Annotated in this window: 16 protein-coding genes; 8 read left to right on the top strand and 8 right to left on the bottom strand. The window is 42.6% G+C overall.

The genetic code is table 11. From position 1 onward, the window contains the following. Window positions 1-41: 41 nt before the first annotated feature. The 6 genes from trpC (at window position 42) to PHR02_RS09895 (ending at window position 6,950) form a co-directional block, all read left to right on the top strand. Entirely contained in the window at window positions 42-827 is a 786-nt protein-coding gene (gene trpC / locus PHR02_RS09870; protein WP_299991664.1) for an indole-3-glycerol phosphate synthase TrpC, read from the top strand. An 84-nt stretch (window positions 828-911) separates the two neighbouring features. Continuing rightward, window positions 912-2,276 (top strand): circularly permuted type 2 ATP-grasp protein, encoded by a 1,365-nt coding sequence (locus PHR02_RS09875; protein WP_299991666.1) that lies wholly within the window; start codon window positions 912-914, stop codon window positions 2,274-2,276. Then, a complete protein-coding gene (locus tag PHR02_RS09880) occupies window positions 2,276-2,977 on the top strand; it encodes an alpha-E domain-containing protein (RefSeq protein ID WP_299991668.1) in 702 nt (233 codons plus the stop codon). The genes PHR02_RS09875 and PHR02_RS09880 overlap by 1 nt, the downstream gene beginning before the upstream one ends. Continuing rightward, window positions 2,974-3,927, top strand: a complete 954-nt coding sequence (locus PHR02_RS09885) for a M14 family metallopeptidase (RefSeq protein ID WP_299991671.1) — start codon at window positions 2,974-2,976, stop codon at window positions 3,925-3,927. The genes PHR02_RS09880 and PHR02_RS09885 overlap by 4 nt, the downstream gene beginning before the upstream one ends. Further along, a complete protein-coding gene (locus PHR02_RS09890) occupies window positions 3,924-4,856 on the top strand; it encodes a M14 family metallopeptidase (protein ID WP_299991673.1) in 933 nt (310 codons plus the stop codon). Before PHR02_RS09885 ends, PHR02_RS09890 begins: the two co-directional genes overlap by 4 nt. 72 nt (window positions 4,857-4,928) lie before the next feature. After that, window positions 4,929-6,950 carry a diguanylate cyclase gene (locus PHR02_RS09895; protein WP_299991675.1) on the top strand — a complete coding sequence of 674 codons (2,022 nt, stop codon included), beginning with the start codon at window positions 4,929-4,931 and terminating at the stop codon, window positions 6,948-6,950. A gap of 2 nt (window positions 6,951-6,952) precedes the next feature. Here PHR02_RS09895 and PHR02_RS09900 read toward each other — a convergent pair whose 3' ends face one another. Both PHR02_RS09900 and PHR02_RS09905 read right to left on the bottom strand, forming a co-directional pair. Continuing rightward, on the bottom strand, window positions 6,953-8,200 hold the full coding sequence (locus PHR02_RS09900) for a sensor domain-containing diguanylate cyclase (RefSeq protein ID WP_299991677.1): 1,248 nt from the start codon (window positions 8,198-8,200) through the stop codon (window positions 6,953-6,955). A gap of 44 nt (window positions 8,201-8,244) precedes the next feature. Further along, entirely contained in the window at window positions 8,245-8,688 is a 444-nt protein-coding gene (locus tag PHR02_RS09905) for a GatB/YqeY domain-containing protein (protein ID WP_299991680.1), read from the bottom strand. Window positions 8,689-8,752: 64 nt separating this feature from the next. Here PHR02_RS09905 and flgH point away from each other — a divergent pair, with 64 nt between their 5' ends. Next, entirely contained in the window at window positions 8,753-9,469 is a 717-nt protein-coding gene (gene flgH, locus PHR02_RS09910) for a flagellar basal body L-ring protein FlgH (RefSeq protein WP_299991682.1), read from the top strand. Window positions 9,470-9,543: 74 nt separating this feature from the next. On the opposite strand, the gene PHR02_RS09915 is transcribed toward flgH, so the two are convergent. Genes PHR02_RS09915 through PHR02_RS09940 form a run of 6 tightly spaced genes read right to left on the bottom strand, consistent with a single transcriptional unit; the run spans window position 9,544 to window position 15,576 of the window. Then, entirely contained in the window at window positions 9,544-10,758 is a 1,215-nt protein-coding gene (locus tag PHR02_RS09915; protein WP_299991684.1) for a M23 family metallopeptidase, read from the bottom strand. Continuing rightward, the gene (locus PHR02_RS09920; RefSeq protein ID WP_299991687.1) at window positions 10,759-11,571 is read right to left on the bottom strand and encodes a cell division protein FtsX; all 813 of its coding nucleotides are present in this window, start codon (window positions 11,569-11,571) and stop codon (window positions 10,759-10,761) included. Beyond that, on the bottom strand, window positions 11,558-12,229 hold the full coding sequence (locus PHR02_RS09925; RefSeq protein WP_299991689.1) for an ABC transporter ATP-binding protein: 672 nt from the start codon (window positions 12,227-12,229) through the stop codon (window positions 11,558-11,560). The genes PHR02_RS09920 and PHR02_RS09925 overlap by 14 nt, the downstream gene beginning before the upstream one ends. Then, window positions 12,222-13,397 (bottom strand): tRNA (guanosine(46)-N7)-methyltransferase TrmB, encoded by a 1,176-nt coding sequence (gene trmB / locus PHR02_RS09930; RefSeq protein ID WP_299991692.1) that lies wholly within the window; start codon window positions 13,395-13,397, stop codon window positions 12,222-12,224. Before trmB ends, PHR02_RS09925 begins: the two co-directional genes overlap by 8 nt. Window positions 13,398-13,400: 3 nt before the next feature. Beyond that, window positions 13,401-14,654: a hypothetical protein gene (locus PHR02_RS09935; RefSeq protein WP_299991694.1), complete on the bottom strand. Its 1,254-nt coding sequence runs from the start codon at window positions 14,652-14,654 to the stop codon at window positions 13,401-13,403. Continuing rightward, entirely contained in the window at window positions 14,599-15,576 is a 978-nt protein-coding gene (locus tag PHR02_RS09940) for an RluA family pseudouridine synthase (protein WP_299991696.1), read from the bottom strand. Before PHR02_RS09940 ends, PHR02_RS09935 begins: the two co-directional genes overlap by 56 nt. 90 nt (window positions 15,577-15,666) lie before the next feature. Between PHR02_RS09940 and PHR02_RS09945 the strand changes: the two genes are divergently transcribed. Continuing rightward, on the top strand, window positions 15,667-16,776 hold the full coding sequence (locus tag PHR02_RS09945) for an FtsW/RodA/SpoVE family cell cycle protein (RefSeq protein ID WP_299991698.1): 1,110 nt from the start codon (window positions 15,667-15,669) through the stop codon (window positions 16,774-16,776). The last annotated feature ends 78 nt before the right edge of the window (window positions 16,777-16,854 follow it).

Consider the following 16,854-nt stretch of genomic DNA (forward strand, 5'->3'; position numbering starts at 1 on the left):
TTAAGAGCGATAGAGAAGTGTAAAACCAAGGAGAAAAATTAATGATACTAGACGACATCATCAAAAAAACCAAAGAAGATTTACTAGAGCGTGAGGCCAAGTTTAGTATGGATTGGCTCGGACGTTCTCTCGCGTTTAATGCTCGTGCTCCCCGTGATGTACGACCGTACCTCACCTCGACCCCAGAAGAGCCGTACCGTATCATCAGCGAAGTGAAAAAAGCCTCTCCATCGCGTGGTGTGATCCGCGAAGATTTCGATCCTATCGCGATTGCGCAAGCGTATGAGCGCGGCGGAGCGAACGCTATTTCGATTTTGACAGAGCCGCACTTTTTTCAGGGTAATCTCGATTATCTCGCTGAGATTCGCCGTTATGTGAGTATTCCGCTTCTTCGCAAAGATTTTATCATCTCCAAATATCAACTCCTCGAAGCACTCGTTTACGGAGCCGATTTTGTCCTCCTCATCGCCGCCGCACTGAGCAAAGACGAACTCAAAGAGCTCCTAAACTACACTCGACATCTGGGTATGGAAGCATTAGTGGAGATTCACGATAAATCCGAACTCACCAAAGCGATCTATGCGGGTGCCGATATCATCGGAATCAATCACCGTAACCTCCAGACGTTTGAGATGAATATGAATCTCAGCTATGAACTTATCCCTTTGATCCCAAATGGCAAAATTATCGTAGCCGAAAGCGGTATCTATGAGCATGGTCAGTTGGAGGATTTGAGCAAGGCAGGTGTTGATGCTTTCTTAGTCGGAGAATCACTAATGCGTCAAGATGATGTAGAATCGGCACTGAAAACACTTAAAAATGGTTAAATAGAGTATTTGCTTCTTTTTTAAGCAACCCTTGAGATTACTTTAGGATATGATTAACCTAATCCTAATAATCAAGGGGTGAGAATGCTTGAACCTGTGTGTCCAGAATTACAAAAGTTTTATGATATCTTCGATAGTGTCGATCAGACGAAAGTTTCAGAATTTAAAGAGTTCTTAGAAGCCAATGCGGTTAACTTTAACCTCTTCAAAGACGGAACGTTTATTGAGCGTTCTTTCCCTTTTGACATGATCCCCCGTATCATCCCTAAAGCAGAATTTGACGAATTAGAAGCTGGAATCATCCAGAGGGTTCGCGCGTTAAATGCTTTTTTAAATGATATTTATAACGATCAAAAAATCGTCAAAGACGGTGTAGTACCGCGTGAGTATGTTGATTCAGCAAAAGCATTTTTGCCTGAATTTATGGGTGTCAATCCTCCTAAAGGGGTACGTACCCATATTAGCGGTATCGATCTGGTCAAAGATGCAGTAAGCGGTAAATGGGTGATCCTCGAAGATAATCTCCGCGTTCCGAGCGGTGTGAGTTATCCTCTCACGATCCGCCGTGCGTTTCGTCACACCTATCCTGAGTTTTTTGAATCGATGAAAGTCGGCAAGATTAAACATTACGGTGATGAACTCAAAGCAGCGATGGATTACGTCAATACCGGAGGACTTAATGTCGTCCTCACTCCGGGACGTTACAACTCTGCGTATTATGAGCACAGCTATTTGGCCAAAATCACTGGAGCGACCTTAGCTTCAGGGGATGATTTAGTCGTTATTAACGATGAGGTCTTTTTGTGCTCTTATGATGGAGAACATCTCCGTGTTGGAGCGATCTATCGACGTCTTGATGATGATTTCCTCGATCCCGAAGAGTTTGAACCTGATAGTTTAATCGGGGTCAAAGGGATTACGAGAGCGTACCGTGCCGGAAATATTGCCATCATGAACAGCATCGGAAACGGTGTTGCGGATGATAAAGGGATCTACTATTTTGTCCCTGAGATGGTTAAATACTATCTGAATGAGGAACCGATCCTCTCAAATGCTCCGACGTATCTGCCGTATTATGAGAAAGATCGCAAATATGTTTTGGATAATATCGACAAGCTCGTTATCAAAGACGTCGCTGAAGCAGGAGGGTATGGTGTATTGTTCGGGAACCGTTTAACTCCTGAAAAACGCGCTGAAATTATCGAGATGATTTTGGCAGAACCGCGTCGCTGGATTGCTCAGGAGGTGATCGAGTTTTACGATTTGCCGTGCATGATGGAGGGGGGGATTCTCCCTCGTAAAGCAGATTTGCGTGCCTATGTCATCCATGGTGAAGAGATAACCGTCAGTATGGGGGGATTAACCCGTTACGCAATGGAAGAGGGAAATTATTTGGTTAACTCCTCCCAAGGGGGCGGATTTAAAGACACGTGGGTGGTGGAACTATGATGATTAATACGATAGCAATTTCGGTCAGTACGGCACAACGTCTTTATTGGTTTGGGCGTTATGTACAACGTGCCGAAACGATGCTCAAAGAGTTAGTCAACAGTTATGATTATATAATTGATCGCGATTTGGATGATGGGCGAAAACTCTATGAAAAATTAGGGGTTGAGATTGAGTACAAAAATGCCCTCGATTTTCTCCAACAAGGAGTGTATGGTACCTATGGGGGAAGTATCGAGCAGATTATCGGCTGGGCGCGTGAAAATGCGATAGAGACACGTCATTTACTCGATGAGAGAGGTTTCTCGACGCTTAATAAAATTCATAATCAGTTAGCTTTAGGTCGAGATTCTGCCGTGAGCCCCGCTAATCTCGAAGAGATCATTGATAACTGTAGTCTCATTTTAGGAATTTTCTCGACCGAGCTGGATCGAACTCGTGCCTATCAATTGATTCGATTCGGTCAACAAATCGAACGATTTGATTTGATTTTACGTCTTTATGGAGAAATCGAGATGGTAACGGCCGATATCGATGTGATTAATACCATCGCCAGACAGCTTAATCGTAATTATCGTCCGATTAACGTGACCACCTCAGATATTTCTAAATTTTTGGTTTTCCTCAATAGTGTCGTTGATCGCGTTATCTATAAAGATACGTGTGTTTCGGTATCTACACAAACACAATCCCAATCATGAGCGGTAAGGGGATGGGTAGCATAGAAGAGGTCTTTTCAATCGATCTGCCGGTAGGGGAACAGTTTCGGATTCAACGGTGTCGATATACCCCTAAAAGCGGTGAAACCCTCAAACGTATCTCTATTGTCAGTGGGATTCACGGGGATGAGTTAGAGGGACAGTATGTCTGTTTTCTCCTCGGTGAGTGGCTTCGTGCTAACCCTGAGAAGATAAAAGCGACAATCGATATCTATCCCGCGATTAACAGTCTCGGCATCGATAGTATCACCCGCTCTGTCCCATTTTACGACGTCGATCTAAACCGTATTTTTCCGGGGAGTAAAAATGATTTTCTCCCTGCACAGATTGCCGATGGGGTAGTGAGTGCGATGAAAGGTTCTGAGATTGCGATCGATATCCACTCATCCAACATCTTTTTACGTGAAATCCCCCAAGTGCGTATCGCTAAATCTCAAGCTAAAACGCTCGTGCCGCTCGCCAACAAACTCAATATTGATTTCGTTTGGATTCATGATGCCGTCACCGTTTTGGAATCGACATTTGCCCATGCAATGAATACGCTCGGGACAAAAACACTCGTGGTTGAGATGGGGGTTGGGATGCGTTTGGGTAAAGCCTACGGTCATCAGCTCCTCGATGGGATTTTGAATCTGATGGCGGAAGAGGGATTTTTGGCGATTAAACCGCTTCATGTGAGGATGCCGATACAATCCGAAGTGGGGGAGGTCGCCTATCTCAACGCAGCATCTCCTGGATTATTTGTCCCCGCTATCGAGCATTGCCAAATGATTCAAAAAGGTGATGTGGTCGGGCAGATTGTAGATCCTCTCAGCGGTGTAGTGTTAGATGAAGTGATCGCCCCTATCGGAGGGATACTCTTTACCCTTCGAGCGTATCCAATCGTGTATGAGGGATCATTAGTGGGTCGAATTTTTGGAGAAAATGAATGAAGCGCCTTGAGATACTCAATTTTAAATCTCCGAATCGTGCACCCCTAAAAGTAGAAGGGTTTTTATTCGGTGAAGACTCTAAAGGACCATCGGTTGCTATCGTAGGGGCAATGAGCGGTGATCATATCAATCAGCTCTCTGTAGCGTCTCATCTGGTCGATTATCTCACTCATAAAGAGGAAGAGGGGAAAATCCTCGGTAAAATTTTGGTGATTCCTGCTGTTAATACTTATGCGCTTAACATGGGACAGCCTTTTTGGCCGTTGGATAAAACCGATATCAATATGATGTTTCCGGGGTATGCGCAGGGGGAGACAACACAGCGGATTGCGGCAAAACTATTTGAATCACTCCAAGGGTATGACTTCGGTATTATTTTGGAGGGGCGGCGCGATCAGGGGATGTGTCTGCCGTATGTAAAGTTGATCCAAAGCGGATACGAAGATATCGATTCAGCGCGTGATTTAGGGATGCGTTTTATCCATTATCGCCCTTACAGCCCGATAGAGACGGTAATGCTACAATACAATTGGCAGTTATGGGAGACAAAAGCCCTTTCGGTGGTGTTCGGCAAAAACGGTTCCATCGATCAATCAACCAGTAATGAAGTGCACGGTGCACTGGTTCGTTTTATGGCAAAGCGAAAAATAGTGGATTTGCCAATATTCAACGGGTTCCAAAGCAATATTATTAAGCCCGAAAATATTACCCTTCTCAAAGCATCCTATTCAGGGATATTTGATTCGTTGGTTCCCTGCGGTACGACCATCGAAAAAGGGGAGACGTTAGGACGTATCACCGATGCTCTCAGCGGTAAGAAATTAGAAAAAATCATCGCTCCGGTTGATGGGGTACTTACATGTCAGTATTCTCATCCGTTGATTTTTCAAAACTCAATCGCCTTTAGGATCGCCTCAGTAGAAGAATAAAGGCTTGCATTCACGTTTTAAAATTTTCATGTTATAATTATTTAATATTTGTAACATGAAATGGATATTTCGATGAAGTCGTACACAACCTATAAAAAGCTCATTGCCAAAACAGTAATAATCTCGCTTCTTGCGAGTTTGGCAGTGGCTTTTGTGTATGGCGTTTTTATCAAAAAGCGAGCAATTGATGACCTTGCTCGGGTTGATGCACGTAAAACCTCTCGTTTGGCATTTGAAGCACTTTACTCAGCTATGGAAAAAGGGTGGAGTAAAGAGGAATTGGATGCAATTATCGTCCGTTTGAACAACGTTGAACCCAATATGCGAATCAATGCGTATCGTAGTCCGATTGTCGCTGAACTTTTCGGTGATCGGGATCATGATAGAGAGATTCGAGATCACGATCCGATGGTGATACGTGCGATGAAGGGAGAAGAGATCCTCACCGGAGATGAAGAGATCCGCTATCTCTATCCCATCGTCGTCAACCAAGAGTGTATAGCCTGTCATACCAATGCAAAAGTGGGTGATATTAACGGCGTTATTGATGTTAGTTTTCCTGTAGAGAATCTCAAAATCTCATTGACGACAATGATTAATTCCTTTATTATTTTCTTTGTCCTCTTTACCATTATGATTTTTGCCATTTTATATTTTAGACTCAATGCGCTATTGGTGCAACCTATCAACCAGTTTATTGTAATGATTCAAGAGATCATCAGTAAAAATGATATGGCGAAACGGGTGAGCCTCAAGACCAAAATTTTAGAAGTTAAAAATATCGAGAACTATTTTAACAAAATGCTCGATTCGATCCAAGATTACTACGAAAAACTCCAAGAGCTATCTGATCGTGATTACCTCACCGGACTCTACAACCGTCGCAAATTTGAAGAGTTTTTAACGTATGAAATAAAACGCTCTCTCCGTCATCGGCATAAATTTACGATTCTGATGATCGATTTGGATAATTTCAAATACATTAATGACACCTATGGGCATGCCTCTGGAGATTTAGTCCTTAAAGAGGTTACGAATATTTTCGCTTCAAATCTCAGAAATGCCGATATTTTGGCCCGTTTAGGGGGAGATGAATTTGCAGTTCTTCTGCCGGAAACACCGTATGAAAATGGATATGCTGTTGTTGAGAAACTCCGATCGCGCTTAGAAGCGACAGCGATTTCACTCATGTTTGATCAGATTACCCTTACTGCTAGTTTTGGGATTGCCGAGTACCCAGAGCAGGGTGAAAATATCGAATCACTTTTGACGGGATCAGATTTGGCGATGTATAAGGCTAAACGTTCGGGGAAAAATACGATTGCCCGTGCCGATCAAAGCGATCAAGAGATGGCGGCTGAGATTCAGAAAAAAGGTGAGTTCCTTCGTCGTGCGATTGATGAAGATCGGGTTGAGCCGTTTGTTCAGGCTATTTATAATGTTCAAACCGGTGAACTCTACGGATATGAAGTATTGGCTCGTATACGTGATGGCAAACGTTTTATGGCAGCAGGTCAGTTTATCGAAGTGGCAGAGAGCCTTGGATTTGCATCGAAAATCGATCAGATTATTCTCACTAAAGGGTTACGTATCCGAGAAGAGAAAGGGTGGTGGGATCAACAATTCTTTTTCAACCTCTCAACCAACAGCCTTTTTGGTGGGGAATACGTTGAATTAATTCAAGATCATTACAGCCGTAATCCAATGCCATCTTCACATAGCGGTATAACGATCGAGATACTAGAGCGTGAAGCGATTCATAATGTTAACGGTTTGATGGAGATTATCGAATCGATGAAAAATATCGGGATTAGCTTTGCTCTGGATGATTTTGGATCAGGATTTTCTTCGTTTGTTTATCTCAAATATTTTGATACTGATTATGTGAAAATCGACGGTGAGTTCGTTAAAAATATTGTGGTGAATGAAAAAGATCGTATTTTTGTCAAACATATCCATCAAATCGCGAGAGAGTTTGGGAAAAAGACAATTGCAGAGTATGTCGAAGATGAAGAGACTTTAGAGGTATTAAGAGAGATTGGCGTTGATTATGCTCAAGGATACCATTACGGCCGCCCTGAGTTACTCGCCTAATTTTACTCGACTCGATTGCGCCCGTTTTGTTTGGCGAGGTAGAGTTGTGCGTCGACACTTTTTACGTAGTTTATAATAGTCTCTTTAGTAACAAATGATATTGTATCGGTATCGATTCCGAATGTGCCGATACTGACACTATAGGAGATATTCTGCCCGTCGAAATTTACTTTTTGCAATGAGGCTTGAGTGCAGAGGTTCTCAGCTACGCTACGCGCTTCAGAGTACTCACTGGAGGGGAGAAGGATGAGAAACTCCTCTCCACCGAAACGGAAAATAAAATCTGATTTTCGGAGCGTTTTTTGGAGTAGTTCAGCAAAATTTTGGATCACGGAATCTCCTGCAAGATGTCCGTATTGGTCATTGATGGTTTTAAAGTAATCCAAATCACACATGATGAGGGAACAGTTGCTTTCGGTTGCTTTGGCAATCTCAATTTGATTCATCATGATTTTATCCAAAAGCCGTCTGCCCAGAAGTCCTGTCATAGGATCTTTGGTGTACTCACCGATAATGAGCATATCGTTGATGATGGCAATTTCATTACCAATTTCCAATGAAGTGTAATCGAGTCGAAGCAAAAGTTGAATCATACTTTTATGCTCGAATGTTCCCGAATGGTAGAGGGCTAAAATATGTTCTCCCAGTTGATGGAGGAGAATATGAAGATCTTGGATATCGTTAAAATGACTTGTATTAACGATATAGGGGATTGAAGGGTTATGGAGCCATTGCCCAAAGGAACATCGTGTTGGATTGAACTCACAATGGCTCTCCGGATCGGCTGTACCCTCAAGCATCGAAACGAGGACAAGCATCCACTCTAGATGGTGCTGATAATGTATCATTAAATGTTTTTCAACTAGGTTAGCCAGATGCGCTAGTCGTAGATGGTTTTTTGAAGAGAGCTTACGCAAGAATTGTCGATAGTACTCCTCAGAGATTCGGTATTCCAGATGGTTGAGTGTCTCATGGATCGGTTTCATATCATCATAACATTGTTCATCTGCTAAATTGGCTAAAAGTGCTTCGGCAATTTTTGTCACTTCACTCGTAACATAGAGATAAGGGATATCATTATGCATACAAAAATAAATGTACTCTTCAAAGGCATTTTCTTCATCGCTAGTTCCGAAGCATTCGCATACATAAATAAGCTTCTCTTTTTGAGAACTAAGAATTTGATGATATGATAAGTCTTTGGATATGAGACATTCACTATTTCGACTATCATCTCCAAAATTGTCCAAAATATGTTTGATTTTGGATAGATATCGATTCCAATAGACCATCGTTAGCTCAAAATCTTCTTAGCACACTCATTGATCCGTTTGCCATCGGCTTGCGCTCCGAGTGTTTTAGATGCGGCACCCATTACACGGCCGATATCTTTCATACTATCAGCACCTGTTTCGGCGATGATAGCGCGTATAGCACTCTCTAGTTCATCATCGCTGAGTTGTTTTGGGAGATAGGTTTCGAAAATAGCCACTTCTGATGCCTCTTTTTCGTATAAATCTTCACGTCCTGCATCACGATATTGGGTCATAGCATCATTGCGTTGTTTGACTTGTTTCTGGATAATTTTGATAATGTCATCATCGCTGAGCTCTTTACGTTCATCTACTTCGATTTGTTTCATTGCACTGCTGAGAAGACGAAGCGCATCACGTAATGGAGCATTTTTCTCTTTCATAGCGGTTTTGATATCGTTATTTATTTGTTCTTTTAAACTCATTATGGATTCCTTGGAACTATATTTGCTTAATTATATCTAAATATTCCAGTGCAAAGAGTGAAATATGATCTTTTATACCCAATTTTTATTTATTTTAGTAATGTTTTTTATAAGTGGGTGTAGTGCTCGTATGACGGAACCTGAAATTGCTTTTACCCCACCAAAGTACGTTGAAGAGATGCCTTCACGTGAAGAGGAGAATACGTTTGTAGCGCGGGGTAGCTTGTTTGGTCAAGGGGATAGCCCTTTGTTCTCTGATCATAAAGCGATGCATGTAAATGATATTGTTACGGTAGTGATCTCAGAAACGGCAACTAGTTCTAATAAAGCGAGTAAAGCACTGACAGAAGCTGATACCCTTGGATTGAATGGAGGATTATTTAGCTCAACAGGGCAAAACTCTGCGGTGAATTCTGCGGTCAATAAATTAAATGGGCTTGCCAATATTGGGTTTAGTGCCGGTTCATCGTCTGATTATTCAGGTTCAGGCTCTTCCACTAAAAATGCTACGTTTACAACAACGGTATCAGCACGAATCGTAAAAGTGATGGCAAACGGTAATTATTTTATCACCGGACGACGTGAGATTATGGTGGATGATCAAAAGCAGATTATGCAACTTAGCGGAGTGATCCGACCGTATGATATCGACCAAAACAACCAAATTAATTCTTCAAAAATTTCGGATGCAAAAATATTGTATGCTAATGAGGGAGATATTGATCGTTCGGTTAATCAAGGATGGGCGAGTAAAATGGTGGGAGCTGTTTGGCCGTTTTGATGACGTTTATTCCATTCGCCCTGAATGCCTAGAAGATCAGGGGTCATGGTTCCACTACAAACGTGGACGATTACTTAGCGGATCACCTGCATCGGATCAATGTGGGCGTTACGCTGCGTCACTTGAAACATTAACTCTCGTCCTGCACGTCCAATGATGGAACCTTGTTTCAGCCGCTTTCCTACTTCGACGGTAGGGGCGATTTTATCTAAGTGGGCATAAATGGTATGCAAACCGTTATCATGCTCGATAATGATAACATTCTCTAGCATCGCCGTAGGTTTTGCAAAAATTACTTTTCCGTTAAGTACCGATTTGACTTTTGCATCCGTCTCGGTCGGACGCAGCGATACGGAGTCATTAAAGATTTTTATACCATAGACCGGATCAGTGTAGGGACCAAAACGTTTGGTAACGACATAGCCATCGAGCGGAGAAATCGTTCGTTCTCCTGAATATCCGGCAACATTGGAGGGACGATAATCGGCTATTGCTTGTTTGACATTTTCAGGTACTGGTTTGGAACCCGGTTTTGGAGCTACGAGCGAAGGAGGAGCTTTTTTCGGTTTCAATGCTTCACGTTTGATGATGTTCAAACTGGCAAGTGTTTTTTGGAGTGATCGTTGTTGATTGAGGATTTTGTTGAGTGATTTTTTGTACTGATTTTTCTCTTTTTCGAGAGCGGCGATCGCTTTTTCATTCGCTTTTTTAGTTTCAAGGACTTTATTTTTTTCTTGGTCGATAATCGCGATCGATTTTTTCAACACGGTGGTTTGGGTTGATAGTCCCGCGATTCGTGCGTTGTTTTCAACAAAAAGGGTGTTGAGCTGTTTGATATCTTCATTGATCTGTTTAAGGTGGAGTTTGAGTGCCTCTTCGGTAATGATGGCATCGGCTTCTTTGGCTCTGTCATCATTTATAAGTAAAGAGATAGAAGTGTTACGTGCAATCGCGAAGACAAGACGTTGTTCGATGTCGTTTTGTGTCTTGATCAAGAGAGTTTGTTGTACTTCTAGACCTTTAAGGGTATTTTTATTGGAGAGGTAAACACTCTCTTTGGATTTAAGCTCTTCGACAAGGGTGGAAATTTTTTGCTGCTGTGTTCCGATCACTTGTTTTTGTTGCATGATTTTGGAAGCGGTAGCTTCTAATTTGGCATTCAGACTCGAAAATGTTTGTTTGGTTTCATTGAGTTGTTTCGATGTGTTTTGTATTTTATCATCGATTTTAGCCGCATAAACCGAGGTGCTAAGCATGGTGATAAGAAGCAGTGAAAGAGGTATGTTCATCTATTCCTCTTCACTGCTTCCGATGACGATGGTAAGGGTGAGGATAATAGAGACACCCAGTGCAATCAGAAGTGAGCGGACCGCATCATTGACATAATCAAACAAGTCGATGCTGATCCCTACGGTGCGTAACAGTAGATCCATCCATCCGTATTGTTCAATGACAAAAAAGGCGATACAAAGGACAATGGTTGCGATGATCGCATCAACGATAGCAAGGCGGAACAAGACTGCTGAACGGAGCCAAACCGGTGCACCAAAAAGGGCCATAATGGACATACGGTCGGCATGCTGAAACTGCCATAAACGCATCTCTTTAAGGATGAGTAATGAGGTCACTGCTGCGATAGAGATTGAGAATATTTGAACCACGTCTTTGAATAAAAGCATCAATTTGTAAACCGTATCGTGGCTTTGGGCATACCCTTCTACTCTCTCAATTGCGGCGTGCTTTTGAAGTCTTTTTTGAAGTTTTTCAATTTCATACGGGGTTGGGAAGCGGCTTAAATAGATTCGATAAAATTTCGGTAGGGTGAGTTTTAACAAATCAAGATTTTTTTTGCTCATTTCACCTTCTAGTCGTTTTAACACTTGATCCGTTGCGATTACATCACTGCGCTCGATAATCGAATCCATTGCCTTGAATTCTGCGGGGGTGAGTGTTTTGTTCGCGACAACGATAATAGAATAGTCATTTTTGAGACGTTCTTCATACGCAGCAATGGTACGATCAACCGCGACATAAATTTGAACCGAAAATAAAACGGTAAAAAGGGCGATAATAAGTGAAATGTGATTTTTAAGAGATTTCATGAATATTCCCCATCTCGATATGGTAGTGTTTGTATGGAATCATAATGGTAGAGGGGATATTGTGCGTTACGACAATAACGGTCGTTTTAAGTTGCGTATTCGCACCCTCTAATAAATTCCATATCACTTGGGATGAGTACTCATCCAAATTTCCCGTCGGCTCATCCGCGAGAATTAAAATTGGATTATGGGCAAGTGCTCGTGCCATGGCTACACGTTGCTGTTCTCCTCCTGAGAGTTCAGGAGGGTATTTGCCGGATTGATGGATCAGTTTCACGTGACCGAGCAGTTTTTGCACTTGAGCACTGCTGACATCTTTTGTGTATCCTGAGATGATAAGGGGGAGCATGACATTCTTCTCTATGGTCCACTCTTTGATTAGTTTATAATCTTGAAAAACAACACCGATATGGCGTCGTAGGAAATTCAGTTTAGAGGTAGAGATTTTATGCATCTTGACCCCTCCAACCATAAGTTGACCGGCACGAGGCTCGATGGCACCGTAAAAAGATTTCAAAAGGGTCGACTTACCGCTGCCGCTCGCTCCGGTGATAAATACGAAACTTCCTGCATCAATTGAGAAGTTGGCCTTAGAAATGATCGTTTCAAACTCTTTGTAGGACAAAGAGAGGTTCTCTGCAATAATAACTTTATCCATGAAGCAACTCGTCTAATAAGATGTGGGCCTTGAGGTTGGCGTTAGAGCGAACAGGAAGGGATGGAAAATAACGGGCAGTCCCTTTTTCAATGATAACATAATTACTCTCAGGGCGATCGAAACTTCCCATGGCCAGACGTATCATTGCTCCCTCTTTTCCGATTGTGAATTTTCGCTCCACATGGATAAATCCCCATTCGCGTTTATAGGTATCTCGTGAAAGAGCCTCAATTGCCTCTTTGGAGATGGAGGTTGATGAAAAAGAAAAATCACCGATGGCATCAGCCTCAGGAGACTCAACCTCACAGGTAAAGGTGACGTCATAAATATTTTTTTCCATTTTTTTCCAGCGATCTTCATATTTGCTGACGATGGCTATCTCTTGGTTTTTGCGGACATCAAAACAGCTTTGGCGCGGGGTACTAAAGGTTTCCAGTGCAAATCGGTAGTAGTTTTCGCTGTCGGTGCGGAGTTCGAGTCTTCCCCCAACACAAAGAACCCGTTCAGATTCTTTTAAAAAGCTTTCTGAAATGACCCGTCGGTGAGGCTTTTTGTCCCATGGAACTGGAAAATGGACATAAATTCTACTCACAATATTAGAGGGGACAAATTCCAAAAAGATCCGTGCATCGTAATCGAGAATCATGATGTTCTGGAGATTTTGGATAACAATTTGTTTGAGTGCCTGCTCAATAGAGGGTTTATGAATCTCGAGACCGATAAACAAAACATTCGGATTAGCGGCCGCTTGATGGAGGAGGTGTCGAGCCGAACCAAATCCGATTTCGATTCTTACTTCTCGATCACGTGGAAAGTTTTCAGCAAAATAAGAGATAGATTTAAGGGCATCGTGTGTTTTGAGATGGGTATTTTCCGGTGCATTGTCGACATTGGAGTCGATGATGTGCAATTTGGCACATTCGGCATAGGCCAAAAGAGAGTGCTTGATTAAAAAGTTAGGAGAAGGGCGAGTAATTTTATCACTTTTGAGAAGCTCTTTGGTGTCACCTTTTTTGTGTGTCAAAAAGAATTCTCGGCCTTTATAGCGTGTTGCGATAAGTGCACCGCCATGTTTGTCTTTATAGTCGGCTTGAAAAAGGAACTCTACATCACCGCACTTTAGTGGCAATGCCAGAGGTTTAAACGATTCGATATGTAAATGCGGCATACGTTATTTAGCCTCATAGCTAAGTTCGATAGCCTGTGTCGGGAGAGAACGGATACCGTCTTTATCAACACTTACAATCTCATAAAGATATCCGGTATCGGCTTTGATATCGGTGTCACGGAATGTGGTTCCTGTGATGTTATTGATATCGACGCTCTCACGGCTAATCCAGCTTTTTTTGGTTGTTTTGATCACGGTGTATGAGACCGCTCTTGGATCGTTATTTTGCCACTGAAGTTCTGCCGCTTTGTTGATGATTTTACCCTCATAAGCAACCGGAGTTTGTGGTTTTGAGAGGGTTGAACCTTGTGTCGCCACTGGTGAGATAGAACTCTCTAAACCGTCTTTATCGACAGCGGTGATTTTGTAAAAATAGAATTTCCCATCTTCGGTGATCGTATCGGTGAAATTGGTCGTTTCGAGTTTGACATGGTATTCAAATGAACCGTTTGGATTGGCGGAACGATAAATATTGTAATGGCTTAAATCGCTAATAGTACTTGCTTCCCAGGTGAGGGTTATGGCACGAGGGAGATTGTTGGTCGAAGTGATATTTTTGATCTCAGGCGGCAGCGGTTTGGTTACGACTTTGGTCGTCTCACTCGGATCGGTTGCGAGTTTATCAAACGTTGTTGCTTTGATACGGTAAAAATAAACTTGTGCGTCTTTAAGATCACGGTCGATAAATTCTGCATTCAAGCGTCCCGTAACGGTAGCGATTGTTTCCCATTTTTGGTCTGTTGCATTTTGACGTTCGATGATATAGCCGTTGATTTTACCGTTTGGATGCGGACGCCAAAGAAGTTTGGCACTGCGTGGCATATTTCCGACCGATTGGAAAAAGCTCACTGGTGCGATCATCGGCTGTGTCGCTACGAGGGTCGTTTCACTCGCTACCGATTCGCTTCCCTCTTTGGTAATCGTAGCAAAGCGGTATTGATACTCGCTCCCTGGTTTGAGATCGTGATCGACGTAGTGGGTCGCAAAACGGCTATCAATAGTTGTAATACGCTCTAATTTTTTATCTTCAGCTCCCGGAGTATTACGATAGACGTAGTAGCCTGTAACTCTAGGATCAGTAACCGGTTTCCACTCAAATGCCACCGAAGTGATATCGGCGATAAAGCCGTTCATAGAAGGGGTAGGGAGGGTCGAGTCAATCGTAACCGTTTTTTGTGGGACAGGCTGAGGAGCACAACCGCTAAAGAGACTCAGTGCTAAAGAGACGCTCAATGCGTACCGGATCGATGAGTTCATGTAATTCCTTTGAATCAAAATGTTTCTGTAAATAATCTTCCATCACACTAGCCAAAGGAGCGGTAAAACTCACTCTCTCTTTGGTCGTTGGATGGGTAAAATAGAGGTTGTAAGCATGAAGCAAGATACGTTCCATTTTATCGCTTTTTGCCGACGTTCCATAGAGGTGATCACCCATGATATGGCGGCTGATTGACTCTAAATGGACCCGAATTTGATGGGTTCGCCCCGTATAGAGTTTGCATGCGATCAGCTCTTCGCTCTCATCGTTGCTGGGTAAGAGTTTGCGAAATTCGGTTTTGGCATTTTTACCGGTTTCACTGATCGCCATTTTAAGACGATTATGGGCACTTCGTCCGATAGGGCGGTCGATGATGGTGCTTACTTCTTTGAGAGGTGGGGTGATTACCGCGAGATAAAAACGTCCCATAGTTTTGTCTTGGAGTTGGAGAGAGAGGGCTTCGTGGGCTTCGTTATTTTTAGCGATTACCATAGCACCACTGGTTCCACGGTCGAGCCGGTGGACGATCCCATGACGCTCTTCACCGCTGAGGGTTGATAGGGCGATCCCTTTGTGTTTGAGCCAATCGACTAGTGTTGCCTCTTTGACACTTGGTGCAGGGTGAACGGTAAGGGAACTTGGTTTGTTGATGACGAGGATATCATTATCTTCGAACAATACCTCTACCTCAAAATCGACTTTTAATGCCGGAGTCGATTTTTGTTCAGGAAATCGGATATGGACGTTTTGAGAAGGTTTTAGTTTTAGCCCTGATTTAGCGGTAGCTTTTCCATCCACCGTGACACAGTTTTGTTCGATCAGTTGGGTGATTTGGTTACGGGTTTGTCCGAGAGACTGCGTCAAAAAAACGTCTAATCGGATCGCTTCATCGGTTGTAAAGTGGGATTCTTCTGGTGTCAAAATGGGGTGCCTTTTGGTATCGTATCTGAATGGTTTAAAATGTTATAAGTCCGCTGTGCTACAATTAGCAAAAATTAACGAAGGACTGTAGTGCTTAATATTGATCGACGAATTTTAGCACACTTTGATTTCATAACCATTATCTTATTGATTCCACTCATATTCACTTCAGGTTGGCTCATTTACGAGATTCATCCGATGTTGGGACAAAAGCATTTTGTGTACGTTTCGGTTGGGCTAAGTGTATTTGTTTTTCTTTTTTTGTTACCGATTAGACGATTGTTTTGGACGATCCCCATTATGTATTGGACAGGAATCGCACTCCTGATAGCGGTAGAGTTTATCGGACATTCACGACTTGGGGCGAAACGTTGGATTGAAATTCCGTTTGTGCACTTTACGATTCAACCCTCTGAACTGATTAAACCTGCATTTGTCTTGATGCTGGCGTATTTGATTAGTCGTAATCCTCCTCCGATTGGTGGGTATGGACTAAAAGATTTTGCGAAACTCTCCGGCTATATTTTGCTCCCCTTCTTTCTTATCGCGAAAGAGCCCGATCTTGGGACAGCCACGGTACTGGCGTTGCTCGGATTTGGAGTTCTTTTTATTGTCGGCGTTAAATGGAAAATTTGGGTGGGCTTGGTCGTTGCATTTATCATCTCTTTACCGCTCATTTACACGCAGTTGCACGATTATCAAAAGCAACGTTTGAGCGATTTTGTCGGTGAAAAACCAAGTTATCAGGTTGAACAGTCGATTATTGCCATCGGTTCAGGCGGATTTATCGGAAAAGCAAAAGAAGATGCCACACAGGCACAAATGAAATTTCTCCCTATCGCTTCCAGTGATTTTATTTTTGCGTACGTGGTTGAGCGATTTGGTTTTTTTGGAGCCTTTTTACTGATATCTTTGTACGCCGCATTGATTATCCATTTGTTGATAATCTCGGGGTGGTATGATGATTATTACATAAAAGTGGTTGCAGGGGGACTTTCTTTGTTTTTCTTTATCTACATGAGCGTTAATATCGCCATGACGATAGGATTCGCCCCTGTAGTCGGGGTCCCTTTACCTATGTTTAGCTATGGAGGGAGCAGTTTTGTCAATTTCATGATTATGTTTGCGATCTTGCAAAACTTGCTCGCGTATCGTTTTCGCTACCTTTACACGGATACGGGTAAAAAAAGCTTTCTCTAATGATAGAGCGATTATAATTGCGCTCTTTCAAAAACACGGGTCAATAGTTCAGTGGTTAGAGCCCTCCGCTCATAACGG

Source organism: Sulfuricurvum sp. (assembly GCF_028688295.1).
Lineage (GTDB): Bacteria > Campylobacterota > Campylobacteria > Campylobacterales > Sulfurimonadaceae > Sulfuricurvum.

Bases quoted from the DNA above. Each gene is read 5' to 3' on its own strand.
- trpC (WP_299991664.1), top strand. From the start codon at position 42: ATGATACTAGACGACATCATCAAAAAAACCAAAGAAGATTTACTAGAG.
- PHR02_RS09875 (WP_299991666.1), top strand. From the start codon at position 912: ATGCTTGAACCTGTGTGTCCAGAATTACAAAAGTTTTATGATATCTTC.
- PHR02_RS09880 (WP_299991668.1), top strand. From the start codon at position 2,276: ATGATTAATACGATAGCAATTTCGGTCAGTACGGCACAACGTCTTTAT.
- PHR02_RS09885 (WP_299991671.1), top strand. From the start codon at position 2,974: ATGAGCGGTAAGGGGATGGGTAGCATAGAAGAGGTCTTTTCAATCGAT.
- PHR02_RS09890 (WP_299991673.1), top strand. From the start codon at position 3,924: ATGAAGCGCCTTGAGATACTCAATTTTAAATCTCCGAATCGTGCACCC.
- PHR02_RS09895 (WP_299991675.1), top strand. From the start codon at position 4,929: ATGAAGTCGTACACAACCTATAAAAAGCTCATTGCCAAAACAGTAATA.
- PHR02_RS09905 (WP_299991680.1), bottom strand. From the start codon at position 8,688: ATGAGTTTAAAAGAACAAATAAATAACGATATCAAAACCGCTATGAAA.
- flgH (WP_299991682.1), top strand. From the start codon at position 8,753: ATGATCTTTTATACCCAATTTTTATTTATTTTAGTAATGTTTTTTATA.
- PHR02_RS09915 (WP_299991684.1), bottom strand. From the start codon at position 10,758: ATGAACATACCTCTTTCACTGCTTCTTATCACCATGCTTAGCACCTCG.
- PHR02_RS09920 (WP_299991687.1), bottom strand. From the start codon at position 11,571: ATGAAATCTCTTAAAAATCACATTTCACTTATTATCGCCCTTTTTACC.
- PHR02_RS09925 (WP_299991689.1), bottom strand. From the start codon at position 12,229: ATGGATAAAGTTATTATTGCAGAGAACCTCTCTTTGTCCTACAAAGAG.
- trmB (WP_299991692.1), bottom strand. From the start codon at position 13,397: ATGCCGCATTTACATATCGAATCGTTTAAACCTCTGGCATTGCCACTA.
- PHR02_RS09935 (WP_299991694.1), bottom strand. From the start codon at position 14,654: ATGAACTCATCGATCCGGTACGCATTGAGCGTCTCTTTAGCACTGAGT.